14 protein-coding genes are annotated in these 13,601 nt (G+C 53.9%); 5 read left to right on the top strand and 9 right to left on the bottom strand.

Annotated features, from left to right (window positions below; all coding sequences use genetic code 11):
* Positions 1–130 precede the first annotated feature (130 nt).
* Entirely contained in the window at positions 131–964 is an 834-nt protein-coding gene (gene nadC / locus MVD07_RS10800) for a carboxylating nicotinate-nucleotide diphosphorylase (RefSeq protein WP_297502091.1), read from the bottom strand.
* A 104-nt stretch (positions 965–1,068) separates the two neighbouring features.
* On the opposite strand from nadC, the gene MVD07_RS10795 reads away from it, so the two are divergent.
* On the top strand, positions 1,069–2,322 hold the full coding sequence (locus tag MVD07_RS10795) for an NDP-sugar synthase (protein ID WP_297502088.1): 1,254 nt from the start codon (positions 1,069–1,071) through the stop codon (positions 2,320–2,322).
* 7 nt (positions 2,323–2,329) lie between these two features.
* On the opposite strand, the gene nadA is transcribed toward MVD07_RS10795, so the two are convergent.
* From nadA to guaB, 4 genes are all read right to left on the bottom strand, one after another.
* Entirely contained in the window at positions 2,330–3,238 is a 909-nt protein-coding gene (gene nadA / locus MVD07_RS10790) for a quinolinate synthase NadA (RefSeq protein ID WP_297502085.1), read from the bottom strand.
* Between the two features lie 114 nt (positions 3,239–3,352).
* The gene (locus MVD07_RS10785) at positions 3,353–3,550 is read right to left on the bottom strand and encodes a hypothetical protein (protein ID WP_297502082.1); all 198 of its coding nucleotides are present in this window, start codon (positions 3,548–3,550) and stop codon (positions 3,353–3,355) included.
* Positions 3,551–3,611: 61 nt separating this feature from the next.
* Positions 3,612–5,006, bottom strand: a complete 1,395-nt coding sequence (locus tag MVD07_RS10780) for an L-aspartate oxidase (RefSeq protein WP_297502080.1) — start codon at positions 5,004–5,006, stop codon at positions 3,612–3,614.
* Positions 5,007–5,049: 43 nt separating this feature from the next.
* Positions 5,050–6,507 carry an IMP dehydrogenase gene (gene guaB / locus MVD07_RS10775; RefSeq protein WP_297502077.1) on the bottom strand — a complete coding sequence of 486 codons (1,458 nt, stop codon included), beginning with the start codon at positions 6,505–6,507 and terminating at the stop codon, positions 5,050–5,052.
* Between the two features lie 523 nt (positions 6,508–7,030).
* On the opposite strand from guaB, the gene MVD07_RS10770 reads away from it, so the two are divergent.
* The 4 genes from MVD07_RS10770 (at position 7,031) to MVD07_RS10755 (ending at position 11,012) form a co-directional block, all read left to right on the top strand.
* The gene (locus tag MVD07_RS10770) at positions 7,031–7,216 is read left to right on the top strand and encodes a hypothetical protein (RefSeq protein WP_297502073.1); all 186 of its coding nucleotides are present in this window, start codon (positions 7,031–7,033) and stop codon (positions 7,214–7,216) included.
* Positions 7,217–7,352: 136 nt separating this feature from the next.
* On the top strand, positions 7,353–9,335 hold the full coding sequence (locus tag MVD07_RS10765; RefSeq protein WP_297502071.1) for an IGHMBP2 family helicase: 1,983 nt from the start codon (positions 7,353–7,355) through the stop codon (positions 9,333–9,335).
* Between the two features lie 33 nt (positions 9,336–9,368).
* Positions 9,369–10,313 carry an ATP-binding protein gene (locus tag MVD07_RS10760; RefSeq protein ID WP_297502068.1) on the top strand — a complete coding sequence of 315 codons (945 nt, stop codon included), beginning with the start codon at positions 9,369–9,371 and terminating at the stop codon, positions 10,311–10,313.
* A 105-nt stretch (positions 10,314–10,418) separates the two neighbouring features.
* Positions 10,419–11,012, top strand: a complete 594-nt coding sequence (locus tag MVD07_RS10755; protein WP_297502064.1) for a hypothetical protein — start codon at positions 10,419–10,421, stop codon at positions 11,010–11,012.
* Here MVD07_RS10755 and MVD07_RS10750 read toward each other — a convergent pair.
* From MVD07_RS10750 to thsB, 4 genes are all read right to left on the bottom strand, one after another.
* Complete coding sequence (locus MVD07_RS10750; RefSeq protein WP_297502061.1) at positions 11,009–11,137, bottom strand: hypothetical protein; 129 nt, start codon at positions 11,135–11,137, stop codon at positions 11,009–11,011. The genes MVD07_RS10755 and MVD07_RS10750 overlap by 4 nt on opposite strands.
* A gap of 32 nt (positions 11,138–11,169) precedes the next feature.
* Positions 11,170–11,343 (bottom strand): hypothetical protein, encoded by a 174-nt coding sequence (locus MVD07_RS10745; protein ID WP_297502058.1) that lies wholly within the window; start codon positions 11,341–11,343, stop codon positions 11,170–11,172.
* 241 nt (positions 11,344–11,584) lie between these two features.
* Positions 11,585–12,121, bottom strand: a complete 537-nt coding sequence (locus MVD07_RS10740; protein ID WP_297502055.1) for a hypothetical protein — start codon at positions 12,119–12,121, stop codon at positions 11,585–11,587.
* A gap of 247 nt (positions 12,122–12,368) precedes the next feature.
* The coding region (thsB, locus tag MVD07_RS10735; RefSeq protein ID WP_297502052.1) for a thermosome subunit beta at positions 12,369–13,601 on the bottom strand (1,233 nt) is incomplete at its 5' end.

The following is a 13,601-nucleotide window of genomic DNA, read 5'->3' as shown; positions in this document are numbered from 1 at the left end:
TGGCGAGCTTGTTCATTCACACCACCTCCCTTCAGTTAGATGAACGTCTCAGTGGATTATAAGCCTTGCCACAACTACATCGAGGTTGGTGTGAAAAAAGTTCGAAAAAACCTGTGAAAACCGAATGGCCTCATAACTCTCCGGTGATTTCCAGGCTCAGGTCAAAGTTTCTGACCGAGTGGGTCAGGTAGCCGAGGCTTATGACGTCTACGTCGAGCTTCGCGTATTCCATTATGTTCTCCGGGATTATCCCGCCGGAGACCTCGATTTTGACATTATCGCGGAGCCCCTCGCGCCTTAAGGCCTCTATGGTCTCCGCTATTTCCTCCGGAGACATGTTGTCGAGCATGACAACGTCTGCCCCGGCTTTGGCAGCTTTAACCGCGTCCTCAAGGCTCTCAACTTCAACCTCAACGACCTTGTAGACGCTGAAGGCCTTTGCGCGCTTTACTGCCTCTTCCAAAGGAACTAAAGCGAGGTGATTGTCCTTTATGAGTATCGCATCGCTTAGTGAGAAGCGGTGTGGCTCACCTCCCCCGATGAGAATTGCTTTTTTGTCTATCTGTCTGAGAAGGCTCTTCCTCGTTCCAGCAACGTGCACCTTTGGATTGACAACCTTAACTTTCTCGACGAGTTTTCTGACTTCCGTCGCTATCCCACTCATCCTGCCCATGACGTTTAGAGCCGTTCTCTCGACGAGGAGAATTGCCCTCGCGTCCCCTTCGAGTTCAAGGATAATGTCACCCCTTCCCACCTCCTCGCCGTCGTGCTTTTTGACCTTAACGACAACGCCGAAGTGCTCGAAGAGGCCCCTGGCTTCCTCAACTCCAGCAACAACCCCCCTCTGCTTCGCTATGATGACGGCCCTAGCTTTGATCCCCTCGGGAATAACCGCCTCGCTCGTAACGTCGCCGAAGGGGGCGTCTTCCCTGATAAACCCGAGCAGGTACTCAAGCGAAACCATGCTTTCACCCCAACTCCCCCTGGGAACTGAGCTTTATTTCGCTTTCCATGATCTGCACCACTCCCCGTGAAAGAATGTCTTTTATTCTCCAAAGACGATGTTAAATGGGGAAGGCTATGATCAAGAAGGCTGTAATTCCCATAGGTGGGGAAGCGACCCGTCTGAGGCCCCTGACTATAGAGACATCGAAGGGGCTCGTAAGGCTCCTTAACCGGCCGATTCTGGAGCATTCGATTTTGAACCTGGCAAAGGACGGCGTTGAGGAGATTTACCTCGGCGTTAAAGGCTACGTGAATTACACAACCCTCTTCGACTATTTCCGCGAGGGCTACTGGCTCAAAAAGAAGTATGGGCTTGAGAAAGAGATCAGGATACGCTACATGCCGCGCTACGAAAGCACCACCAACGGCGACGCCGTCTGGTACACGATGCAGTACTACGGCATAAAGGAGCCGGTGGTCATCATCCAGGGCGACAACATCTACCAGCTCAGCGTTCAGGAGATGTTAGAGTGGCACAGGAAGAAAAACGCGTTCATGACGATAGCCCTTCAGCAGGTGGAGGACGTAACGGGCTTTGGCGTGGCAAAGGTAGACGACGACTACAGGATAGGGTACTTCGTTGAGAAGCCTAAGCCGGAGGAAGCCCCGAGCAACTTGGCCAACACGGGCATCTACATCCTCTCTGAGAACTTCTGGGAGTTCCTCGAAGAAGATTGGGCTAAAGAAATGAAGAAAGAGAGGAAACTGGACTTCGGGGGCGATATAATCCCCGCCCTCATAGAACACGGCTACGCTGTGTACGGCTACCCTATGAAAAGCTACTGGTTCGACGTCGGGACGCCGGAACGCTATCTCAACGCGGCAATGTACCTGCTTCATCACCTTTCTCCCGAGGAAATAGACGCCATCCCGATCACACAGGATGTCTACATGCAGGGTAAGTCCAAGATGTCCGAGAGACTGAGGCGCGAGGTCAGGGATATGATAAAAAGGGGTCAGCTCCTGGTTGAGGAGAAGGTTCTCCTCGGGAGACATATATCCATTGGAAAGGGAACCTCCCTCGAAGATGCAATCATAGACAACTACTCAATAATCGGAAGGAAGTGCGAGATCCTCCACTCGGTCGTGATGGACAGAGTAAAACTGGGGGACAACGTCAGGATAATGAACTCCATAGTAGGGCGCCACGTCGAGATCGGTGACAACGTGAGGATAGTGAACTCGGTTATAGGGGACAACACGGTTATAGGGGACAATGTAAGGATGTACAACGTCAAGATATGGCCCCACGAGTTCGTTGAGACCGGTGCAACACTGGAGCACTACACCGTCAGGCACGTGACCTCGAAGAGGTGAAGAAAAGTCAGCTCATCTCCAGCATTTTTTCTATCGCCTTTCTCGCCTTCTCAGCTATCTCCCCCGGAACCTCGACGGCGTACTTCATATCCCTCAAAGACTCATAGATGTGCTGGAGCGTTATCGCCTTCATGCCTATGCAGGTTGCATCTTCCCTCGCTGGGTGAAACTTGATGCCTGGATAGAGCTTGCTCAAACGGTAGACCATCTCCCTCTCGGTGAAGACCACCCACTCGCTCCACTCCGGGGCCCTTTTAATCATGCCGCCGGTTGAGACGATTATATCGGCCCTCTCCTGGATTTCGGGCTCGCACTCGGGGTGAACCATCAGCTTGGCGTTCGGGTATAGCTTCCTCGCGCGCTCAACGTCCTCAAGCGTGAACTTTCTGTGGACGTAGCAGTGTCCATACTCGGGAACCGGGATGACCTTCTTTCCAGTCTGCTTTGCAACGTAGTGGGCGAGGTTCTTGTCCGGACCAAAGATGACGACGTCGGAATCCAGCTTTGCGACGATATCTGCGGCGTTTGCTGAAGTTACCGTGACATCAGCATGAGCTTTGCACTCCGCTGAACTGTTGACGTAGAGCACTACCGGGGCGTTGGGATACCTCTTCTTGGCATCAAGTATGTGTTCAGGCTTCAGCATGTTGGCCATCGCGCAGGTTGCCCTCCTCGTCGGCAAAAGGACAGTCTTTTCAGGGTTGAGGATTTTAGCGGTCTCCGCCATGAAGTCAACGCCGGCAAAGACTATGATGTCGGCGTCAACGTTAACCGCTTTCCTCGCGAGCTCAAGGCTGTCGCCGAGGAAGTCCGCTATGTCCTGAACCTCAGGAAGCTGGTAGTTGTGAGCCATTACTATGGCGTTGCGCTCCTCCTTAAGCCGGCTAATCTCCTCAACAAGTTCCTCACGTTCCATGTTCTCATCCCTCTTGGGCGTGAATAATGGGAGTACGTTAAAAGGGTTTTTGGACACCTTTGGTTAAGGACCAAAACGTAGTCACTTAGCTATGCCACCTCTCATCGAGGGGCTTTAGCATGTTCTTACCCTTTCGTTTTTGGGCTCCTCGTCAATCTCAAACAGCTCAGCGAGGTCATTGAGGATTTCCTCTGGGGTTGCGCGTTTGAGTGGAGGTTCCCAGTAGTTGACGACCTCGGCATAGTAGTAGAACCTCTCCCAACTCATTCCATACTTCTCTTCGATTTTCCTCAGCCTCTCCTTTTCCCGCATATAGACTGATTGGATGCCCCGTTTAAAAAATTTTATCGCGGAGTACTGCATCGGAAGAGACCTACAGCCTGCACCTCCCGTTGAAGAAGCTCGGCCTCTCGAATTCCTTCCTCATAGCAGGAAAGTCCCAGCGGTAGTGGCTCCCCCTGCTCTCCTCCCTCGCTAAGGCGCACTCAAGGACGCCCTTTGCCAATAGCTTCAGCCTCTCGTCCGCTTCTATCCCCTCAAGCCTTTTCAGGCCCGCCCCCAGGCCTTCAGCGGTTCTCACTATCCCGGCGTGCTCCCAGAGGAGCTCCCTTATAGCTTCAACGTCGCCCGGCTCGAAGGCCCTGTAAGGCGGTTCCCTCCTTGACCGGTTCTTCGGTCTTTCCCTCGCTATCGTCCGGGCCACCTCAAGGCCCGAGACAACGCACTCAAGGAGCGAGTTGCTCGCCAATCTATTCGCCCCGTGAAAGCCGTTGCTCATGGCTTCGCCAACTGCGTAGAGTCCCTTAACTCCCGTTCTGTACCAGAGGTCGACGGCTATTCCCCCCATGGTGTAGTGGGCAATAGGAGAGACCGGGATTGGGTCTTTGGAGGGGTCTATACCCTCCTTCCGGAGGAAGGCATATATCTGGGGGAACTTTTTCTTGAAGTTCTCTATACCTGTGGCGTCAAGGTAGACCCTTTTCCCGGCCTGCATCTGCCTGTAAATGGCCCTCGCAACAACGTCCCTCGTCGAGAGCTCGTTGACGAAGCGCTCCCCGTCCTCTGTTACGAGCTTCGCACCGGCTCCTCTAACGGCCTCGCTTATGAGCTTCACTCTGTTCTTTCCGATGTAGCCCGTCGGGTGGAACTGGACGAACTCAAGATCCCTGGCAGGAACGCCGTGAAGGATGGCGTCACCTATCATGAGGCCGAGGTTCGTTCCCACACCGGCGGTGTACTGGAAGAGCCCTGTGAAGCCACCCGAGGCTATGACAACGGCATCGAAGCGGAGGAACTCGCCATCAACGAAAACCCCGCAGACTTTCCTTCCGAGAATACCTAAGCTCTCGGCAGTCCCTCTGACAAAGCCAACGCCCAGTTCCTTTGCCCTCATCCACAGGACTTTCGTGAGGTGTTTTCCCGTCTCATTCTTTATCGTGTGAACCCGGGGAAAAGAATGCCCGCCCTCGGTTTCCAGCTCGAACCTGAGGCCGAAGGAGGAGAGGAAGTCGTGGGCTTCGCTTGCCTTCGAGATTACGCTCCACACTGTCTCCCCATCGTTGATGTATTTTCCGGCCCTGATCGTATCGGTGACGTGAGCCCTAAGGGAGTCCCCCTCTGCTAGTGGAAATGCCACACCTGCTTGGGCCAGATAGGAGTTTGAGCTTTTAATGCCGTGACCTATGAGAGTGACATCAAAGCCCCTCTTCAAGAGGGCTATTGCGGAAGTCAGACCGGCTAAGCCGGTCCCGATGACACCAACCCTCATCAAACCACCGGAAAGAAAAGGGAGGAAGGACTTAAACGGTTTTTCATTTGCCGAGCGGATAGTTCGGTGCTTCGTTGGTGATGAGTATGTCGTGCGGGTGGCTCTCCTTAACCCCTGCCTGCGTTATGATGACGAACTCGCCCCTCTCCTTGAGCTCCTCGATGCTCTTAGCTCCTACGTAGCCCATCCCCGAGCGAAGGCCACCGACAAGCTGGTAGAGTACCTCGCTCACCGGTCCTTTGTAGGGCACAACACCTTCCACCCCCTCGGGCACGAACTTCCTCGTCTTCATGTGCCCCTTCTGGTAGTAGCGCTCGGCACCACCCTTCATCATGGCCCCGAGGGAGCCCATCCCCCGGTACTGCTTGTACCTCCTGCCGTTTATGACGACCTCCTTGCCCGGAGCCTCTTTGGTTCCCGCCAAGAGAGAGCCGAGCATAACTGCATCGGCGCCGGCGGCTATTGCCTTGACTATGTCACCAGAGTATCTTATCCCGCCGTCGGCTATGACGCGGAGACCGTACTCTTGGGCTCTGTCAGCAACCAGCGCTATGGCCGTGATTTGTGGAACGCCAACTCCCGCGACGACCCTTGTTGTACATATACTCCCGGGCCCTATGCCAACCTTTATCGCGTCTGCGAATGTGAGGTCGTCAACGGCCTTCGGGTTGGCTATGTTGCCTACTATAAGCTCTGCATCAACGGCCTCCCTTATCCCCTTCATTGCCTTAATAGCTTTGAGGTTGTGGGCGTGGGCTGTGTCAACGACGATAACGTCCACGCCGGCCCTGTCGAGGGCCTTGGCCCTCTCGATGTCAAAGGGCCCAACCGCAGCGGCAACTATCAAGTCCCCGTTCTCGTCCCTGACGGCGTTCTTGTATTTCCTCCGCTTTGCCAGGTCGCTCATCGTGATTATTCCTACCAGTCCCCCCTCCCCATCGACCACGGGAAGCCTGTCTATCCCCTGCTCGAACATGAGCCGAAGGGCCTCTTCAGCCGTTACGCTCTCCGGAACAGTTATTGGCTCGCCCGTCATGACGTCCTTCACGAGCCTGCCCTGCTTGACTGCTATGTCCTTCTTGCTTATAACGCCAATGACCTTCCCATCCTCGACAACAGGCAGGCCGTCTATGCCGTTCTTATCCATGAGGAAGAGGGCGTAATCAACCGTCTCCTCCGGCGAAATCGATATGACGTCCTCCACTATGAAGCGCTCCGCGCGCTTTACCTTCCTTACCTGCTCCACCTGCTCCGCTATACTCATGTTCCTGTGGATGACGCCGAGGCCACCCTCCCTCGCCATCGCGACGGCCATCTCCCACTCGGTCACTGTGTCCATCGCCGCACTGAGAACCGGGATATTCAGCCTTATCTTTGGAGTAATCCTCGTTGAGACGTCAACATCCTTGGGCTCGACTTCGGTGGCCTGCGGTATCAGAAGGACGTCGTCGAATGTGTAGCCCTTTATGGCATTAACAAGTTTCTGTTCAAACTTTCCCATAATGCGCGAACCCCCTCATCCTTTTTGACTTGAACCTGTTAAGAGTTTTTAAGACTTTCCACGGTGAACCTCAAACTCCAGCCCCAAAGCCGGGCTGGATAACGAATCCGGGACTTGATTTTTCAAGCCCTCTACAGAGGTAAAGCTTTTAAACAAATGTATACCTCCGTGCACGGTGACGGCATGAAGAGGCTCATGATAACGCTCTCATACACCGCCCCCATACTGACCGTTGTCTTCGTCCTTGCCTTGGCGGCGTGACAAAAATAGGCTTAATATGGGGCAGATTCTTCAAGAGCTTCCCGAATTCCTTTACATTTTTGCCATATCTACAGAGAAAAGACCAAAAAGCTGATATAGGCGTTGAACGTTCTGAAGCCGGTGGTTCCAATGGAGGCAGTATCAAGGATTCCAAGGGGGGAGGGCCAAACCCTCCGCTGAGAGGTTTGGTTTTGAGGAAGTTCTGTACGAGGTTTTAAAGGAAGGCCTTTTCTGGGCGGCCCTTGGGAGGCCCTCCGAGGTGATGCCCTTCCTGAGGGGGAGGCTTTTGAACGGCTCTGCCAGTGGCCAGAGAAGGGAATACATCGAGTGCCTGCTCGACGAGCTTGAGCACTTCTACCAGCGCCTCTCCTGGAGCGGGGGAATCAGCGAGGCCCACTGGAGGACCCTGAAGTCGTTCCACAGGGAGTTGGTGGCGCTCCTGTATTAGCTACCTTTTTAACCCCCCTTCCCTTATTCTTGCCGGGATGATGAGGGAAGTTTCGCCCGAGCGGTGAGGAGACTCGCATGGGCTGACCACCCTCAGCTTTTTAAGGAACTCTTCTCCCCGGTCATCGGGAGGAAAAATGGAGGAGAGACTGTCAGAGTTCACCTCTCACCTCAAAGAGCTCGTGGAGCTTGAGCGAAAGGCAGAGATAGAGGCTATGCGCTTAGAGATGAGGCGCCTCTCGGGAAGGGAGAGGGAGAAGGTTGGGAGAGCGGTTCTCGGCCTCAACGGAAAGGTAGTGGGCGAGGAGCTGGGCTATTTCCTCGTGAGGTACGGGCGCGATAGGGAAATCAAGACGGAAATAAGCGTCGGCGATTTGGTCGTAATCAGCAGACGTGATCCCCTGAAGAGCGACCTTGTAGGGACTGTCGTTGAGAAAGGGAAGCGCTTCATCACGGTTGCCCTTGAAACGGTTCCCGAGTGGGCCATTAAAGGCGTTCGCCTGGATTTGTACGCCAATGACATCACCTTTAAGAGATGGCTGGAGAACCTGAACAACCTGCGCGAGAGCGGGAAAAAGGCTTTGGAATTCTACCTCGGCCTTCGAGAACCGGAGGAGGGCCAGCAGGTGGATTTTACCGCCGTTGATGCCGGCCTAAACGCGAGTCAGAAGAAGGCCATTGCAAAGGCCCTCGGCAGTCATGACTTCTTTCTGATTCACGGCCCATTCGGGACTGGAAAGACGAGGACTTTAGCGGAGCTGATAATGCAGGAGGTCGAGAGGGGCCATAAGGTTTTAGCAACGGCCGAGAGCAACGTCGCCGTTGACAACCTCGTTGAGAGGCTCGTTGATTCCAGTTTGAGGATCGTCCGCGTTGGGCATCCGAGCAGAGTCTCAAGGGCTCTGCACGAGACGACTTTGGCCTATCTCATAACCCAGCACGAGCTCTACGGCGAGCTGAGGGAGCTCCGCGTCATCGGCCAGAACCTCAAGGAGAAGCGCGACACCTTCACAAAGCCAGCCCCAAAATACAGAAGGGGGCTGAGCGACCGCGAGATTTTACGGCTGGCCTCGAAGGGGATAGGCGTTAGGGGGGTGCCTGCTAGGATAATCCGCGAGATGGCCGAGTGGATAAAGCTCAACGAGCAGGTGGGCAAAACCTTTGAAGACGCGAGGAAGCTTGAGGAGAGGATAGCGAGGGAGATAATAAGGGAGGCCGACGTAGTCCTCACGACCAACACATCAGCTGGCCTCGATGTCGTTGACTACGCTTCCTACGATGTGGCTATTATAGACGAAGCAACCCAGGCGACTATCCCGAGCGTTCTCATCCCGATAAACCGCGCGAAGCGGTTCATCTTAGCGGGAGACCACAAACAGCTCCCGCCAACGATACTGAGCGAAAAGGCCATGGAACTCTCCAGGACACTCTTCGAGGGCCTCATCGAGCGCTACCCCCACAAGTCAGAGATGCTGACCATCCAGTACAGGATGAACGAGAGGCTGATGGAGTTTCCCAGCAGGGAGTTCTACAGTGGAAAGGTCAGAGCAGACGAGAGCGTCAGGAAGGTAACGCTTGCGGATCTGGGGCTCAGAGTTCCAGCATCGAAAGGGTTATGGAACGAGGTTCTTAAGCCGGAGAACGTCCTCGTCTTCATAGACACCTCGACGAGAGAAGACCGCTTTGAGAGGCAGAGGCATGGGAGCGAGAGCAGGGAGAACCCGCTTGAGGCGAGAATAGTTGCCGATACGGTGGGGAAACTCTTAGAGCTTGGACTTAGGCCGGAATGGATTGGAGTGATAACACCCTACGACGACCAGAGGGATTTAATAAGCTCCCTCCTGCCGGAAGAGGTGGAAGTCAAGACCGTTGACGGCTACCAGGGAAGAGAGAAGGAGGTCATCGTTCTCTCCTTTGTCCGCTCAAACGAGAGGGGCGAGCTCGGCTTTCTAAAGGACTTGAGGCGCCTAAACGTCTCCCTAACAAGGGCCAAGAGGAAGCTCATAGCGATTGGAGACTCCTCGACTTTAAGGGCTCACCCCACCTACGAGAGACTGATCGAGTTCGTGAGGGGGAGGGGGACTATGGTTGAGGCCAGTGAGCTGAGGTTATCCTTTTAAGAGATACCCCCGAAACATGTTTCGGGGGTCTGCATGAATCACTGGTTTTCTCCACGTCCGAGGGAGAGAGTTGAAGAACTGTTTGGAAGGGAAACCGAAGTTAGAAGACTTGTCAACGCCCTGGAATCAAACAGCTGGGTTGCGGTTTTGGGTCCAAGAATGGCCGGAAAGACGAGCCTCGCAATTTCATCTTCCAAGGAGTTCGCAAAAAGGCATGGACATTCCGTCGTCTACATAGATTTGAGAAGCTCAACGACCCTTCGAGAAGCCACCGAAAGGATACTCCGTAACCTGCCAAAGGGAGTCCTCAGAAAGGTTGGGACATACCTATCGACCATTAAGGTTAAAGGCTTTGAAATCAGGTTAAAACCAAGTGCCTCAGCGTCGGGAGCACTTGAGGAAGCCCTCAGAAATCTAAAGAAAACCGTGATCATCCTTGATGAAGTACAAAAAGTCAGAGAGGGACTGCCCCAGTTTCTCAATGCCCTAACCGTCACATTCAACGAGAATCCGGAACTGCTGATAGTCTTTTCCGGCTCGTATGCTGGACTCATGAAAAAACTGTTCTCTCAAACGTATTCCGAGGGTCTCTACGCCCGACAGCCGATTGAGATAACGCTTAATCCCTGGGAACGGGACGTCGCTGAGAGATTCCTACGGAAAGGACTCAATGAGTGCGGAGTAAAAATACCGGAAAAAGAACTTGAGGACGTTTTCTGGGAACTTGGAACCCTGCCGGGCTGGCTCAGCGCCTATGGCTTAAGGCGCTGTTTAGGGGATGAACACTTAAAAGCCCTCTACAGAGTCAGTGAAAGTGCCGTAAAGGAAGCCAAACACGAACTTGAGAACCTGCTTGAGGGTAGGTCTCTAAGTGCCCCAATGGTCATGAAGCTACTCTCATATGGAGCAACTTGGAGCGAGCTGGAAGGGACGGGCATTCAAAAAGGGCTCTTCATTCCCTCTTGGATGCCCTCATGAACGATCTTTATGTCGTCTCAAAATCTCAAATCGGGAGCCGGGTTGTGTATAGGTTCACCGAGCCATCCTATCGGAAGGCGGCACTGCTGATCCGGGGGTGATACCATGTTCCTTTACACAAAGAACTTCGAGGAGCAGAAAGCGAAAGCAATGGAAGGCCTTAGGAAGGCCTTAGCCCAGAATAAGGTTGACCACGACATAATCCCACTCCTTGAGAGGATCAACGCCCTCGGTAACTACTTCACAACCAGTTCCTGCTCAGGTAGGATTTCGGTCATGGAGATGCCCCACTTCGGCGACAAGCTCAACTCCGTCTGGCTTGGAAAGTGGCATAGGGAAGTCTCCTTCGAGGAAGTTCTCGAGGCCATTGGAAAGCACAGCTCCGGTCAACTCTGGTTCCTTGTCAGGAGTCCAATCCTCCACGTAGCATCTAGGACGATGAATGATGCTGTGAAACTGCTCAACCTGGCGATAGGCCTTGGCTTTAAGTACTCCAACATAAAGAGCGTCAGCCACAAAAAGCTCTTAGTGGAGATACGCTCCACCGAGAGGATGGACGTCCCTTTGGGAGAAAACGGGAAGCTCTGGGTGGATGAGAGGTACATCAGGAGGATTGTAAACCTCGCCAACGCCCAGGTGAGGAGGTTCAAGGGGAAGCTGAAGAGACTGGAGAAGGAGATCGGAGAACTTTGGGACTAACCGCACCCGAACCTCACGCTGGCGTTTGCCCCCAGCAGGCCCCGCCACACGGGTCTGCTCGTCTCGGCTTTTACGTCCCTGGTGTCGTAGAGGGCAACGAGGGTGTAGTTTCCATTTTCCGCCATCCAGAGGTGTGTGTCCAGTGTGAAATTCTCCTTTATGGACTCCCTGCCCTCAGAACGGTTGCATCCCTATCCTTCAGGGGGGCAGGTAGGCATCGGCCCATGTACTTTATTCCACTCCCGTTCTTGTCGTAGAGCTTGAAGCGGAGCGTGATCATGTTCACCGGCTTGAGGATGAGGACCGTGTTGTCCCCGACGTTTGTTATCACAACCGACGTTGAAACTGCCGGAAGCGCACTCTAGGGCTTTTAGCTCGAGGGACAGGTTGCCTAGGGGGGCATCCTCGGGGAAAGCAGGGCTTGTGGTTGTGGAAGTTGAGGTTGTGGTGGTGCTTGCAGTTTTTGAAGTTGTGAACGTGGTGCCCTCACCGATACAGCCCAGGGACAGCACAATTAGGAGTAGAGTGAGGACTACTAAGGTCTTTCTTGGATCGGGGCCATTGGGTCTCACCTAATACTGATAGACCTTGTCTGCGTGCTTTTCGTCTTTCGATGAATACCCGATGAGGATCGGCTTTCCATCGATTCTTGTCTTTGTGGACCTCAGGTAGTACCACTTCCCGGGGACCCACAAAGTGACGAAGGCTGCCCTATCGCTTACGGTCAGCGCGACCATGCTCCCAGGAACGCCCTTAACGCTTCCCCTGAAGATGTGGATGGGCCCGTTTGTGACCCCGGGGGCGAGCGTTCTGGTGTCTGGGGTTAAGGCCAGTTCGAACTTCCTGCCCCTTATCTCCAGGGACACGGATCCCGTCTTGGCGTCCCTGAGGAGGGTCTTGAGGCCAACGGTGTAGAGCGAGTAGTCCTTCAGACTGCTTTCAATGGCCTTAAAGCTCGGGTCGGAGATCAGACTAAGGATTTCCCCGGCGTTCACCGCGAGAAGATGTATACTGCCTTGTTGCTGGGGACTGCCTGAGCCGGCACTCAGTGCTGCCGGGGCCACCAGAAGGACCACAAAAACCAGCACCACGGCTATCTTCTTTAGCATAGGCCCCCTCGACAGGTGGTTGTGTAATTATGTGTCGTCATAGTATATTATCTTTTTGGTGCTGGACTAAAAAGTGCGTTGATGTCCGTTTTTCTCGCTCAAGAACAGAACAGCCGTCAGGAAACGATCTTACAACATAGCCCTGCTAAGAATCCGCCTGAAAATCCAACACCTTAAGGTTGGATATACCCCTTACGTTCAGGAACTTGATGAAAGAAGGTATCAAAGGACCAAAGAATTAAAGCCTTCAGTCAAGGTCGCTACTGAACTCTTCACTGCCTCCCTTTCCTCCTTCTTTCTCCTTCTCGAGCTTGCTTGCTGCTATGACATCGTCGATTCTGAGTATCATTATCGCCGCCTCACTGGCGCTCTTAATGGCCTGCTTCGTGACCCTGAGCGGAGCAATAACCCCCTTCTCAAGCATGTCAGCCGGCTCACCCTCGAAGACATCAACGCCGACCGTCGAACCCTTCTCCTTGTGGGCAGCGATGACCCTAACGAGAGTCTCGATCGGGTCAAGGCCAGCGTTCTCAGCGAGGGTCCTCGGAATAACCCTCAAAGCCTCGGCGAAGGCCTCGATTGCTAGGGCTTCTTTTCCACCGACCTCCTTGGCGTACTCGTCGAGCCTGATAGCCAGCTCGATTTCCGGAGCACCACCAGCGGGAAGGATTTTACCGTCCTCGATGATGTCCTTGGTGACCTTGACCGCGTCTTCGAGAGCCCTCTCAACCTCATCAACCACGTGCTCGGTTCCACCGCGGATGAGTATTGTCACTGCCTTCGGGTTCCTGCAGCCCTCGACAAAGATCATGTTCTCCCCAGCGACCTTCCTCTGCTCCACAAGCTCGGCATAGCCGAGGTCTTCGCTGGTAAGGTCGCGGACGTTGGTGACTATTTTTGCTCCGGTGGCTTTCGCGAGCTTCTCCATGTCGCTCTTCTTAACCCTCCTAACCGCCATTATGCCGTATTTCGCGAGGTAGTGCTGGGCTAAATCATCAATGCCCTTCTGAACGAAGACGACGTTGGCTCCAACCTCCCTGATCTTGTCAACCATCTCCTTCAGCATCTTCTCCTCCTGCTCAAGGAAGTCGTAGAGCTGGTTGGGGCTGGTTATGTTGATCTTGGCATCTGTTTCGGTCTTCTTGACCTCAAGGGCATCTCCTATGAGTGCTATCTTGGCGTTCTCAACCCTCTTGGGCATCCTCGGGTGAACGACCTCCTTGTCGATGACGACACCCTTAATGAGCTCGCTCTCTTCAACACTCTCACCGGCCTTCTTTTCTATCTTGATGTTGTCTATATCAGCGACGTAGCCTTCCTCGGTCTTCTCGGCGACCTGCTTCACCGCCTCGACTGCTAGTTTTGCGAGGAGATTCCTGTGGGCCTCAGCGCTCTTTCCTGTTATGGAGGTCTCGGCTATCCTGAGGAGGGTCTCCCCATTCTCCGGGTTAACCGGGATGGCTATCTCATCGAGTATCTC

It is taken from the genome of Thermococcus sp., assembly GCF_027008145.1.
GTDB lineage: Archaea > Methanobacteriota_B > Thermococci > Thermococcales > Thermococcaceae > Thermococcus.
Note: the sequence above shows the minus strand (reverse complement) of the source record. Positions and strands in the feature narration are given on the sequence as shown.

What these genes read in the sequence shown, in the direction of transcription:
- nadC (WP_297502091.1), bottom strand. Translation starts at nt 964, where the DNA reads ATGGTTTCGCTTGAGTACCTGCTCGGGTTTATCAGGGAAGACGCCCCC.
- MVD07_RS10795 (WP_297502088.1), top strand. Translation starts at nt 1,069, where the DNA reads ATGGGGAAGGCTATGATCAAGAAGGCTGTAATTCCCATAGGTGGGGAA.
- nadA (WP_297502085.1), bottom strand. Translation starts at nt 3,238, where the DNA reads ATGGAACGTGAGGAACTTGTTGAGGAGATTAGCCGGCTTAAGGAGGAG.
- MVD07_RS10785 (WP_297502082.1), bottom strand. Translation starts at nt 3,550, where the DNA reads ATGCGGGAAAAGGAGAGGCTGAGGAAAATCGAAGAGAAGTATGGAATG.
- MVD07_RS10780 (WP_297502080.1), bottom strand. Translation starts at nt 5,006, where the DNA reads ATGAGGGTTGGTGTCATCGGGACCGGCTTAGCCGGTCTGACTTCCGCA.
- guaB (WP_297502077.1), bottom strand. Translation starts at nt 6,507, where the DNA reads ATGGGAAAGTTTGAACAGAAACTTGTTAATGCCATAAAGGGCTACACA.
- MVD07_RS10770 (WP_297502073.1), top strand. Translation starts at nt 7,031, where the DNA reads ATGCCCTTCCTGAGGGGGAGGCTTTTGAACGGCTCTGCCAGTGGCCAG.
- MVD07_RS10765 (WP_297502071.1), top strand. Translation starts at nt 7,353, where the DNA reads ATGGAGGAGAGACTGTCAGAGTTCACCTCTCACCTCAAAGAGCTCGTG.
- MVD07_RS10760 (WP_297502068.1), top strand. Translation starts at nt 9,369, where the DNA reads ATGAATCACTGGTTTTCTCCACGTCCGAGGGAGAGAGTTGAAGAACTG.
- MVD07_RS10755 (WP_297502064.1), top strand. Translation starts at nt 10,419, where the DNA reads ATGTTCCTTTACACAAAGAACTTCGAGGAGCAGAAAGCGAAAGCAATG.
- MVD07_RS10750 (WP_297502061.1), bottom strand. Translation starts at nt 11,137, where the DNA reads ATGGCGGAAAATGGAAACTACACCCTCGTTGCCCTCTACGACACCAGG.
- MVD07_RS10740 (WP_297502055.1), bottom strand. Translation starts at nt 12,121, where the DNA reads ATGCTAAAGAAGATAGCCGTGGTGCTGGTTTTTGTGGTCCTTCTGGTG.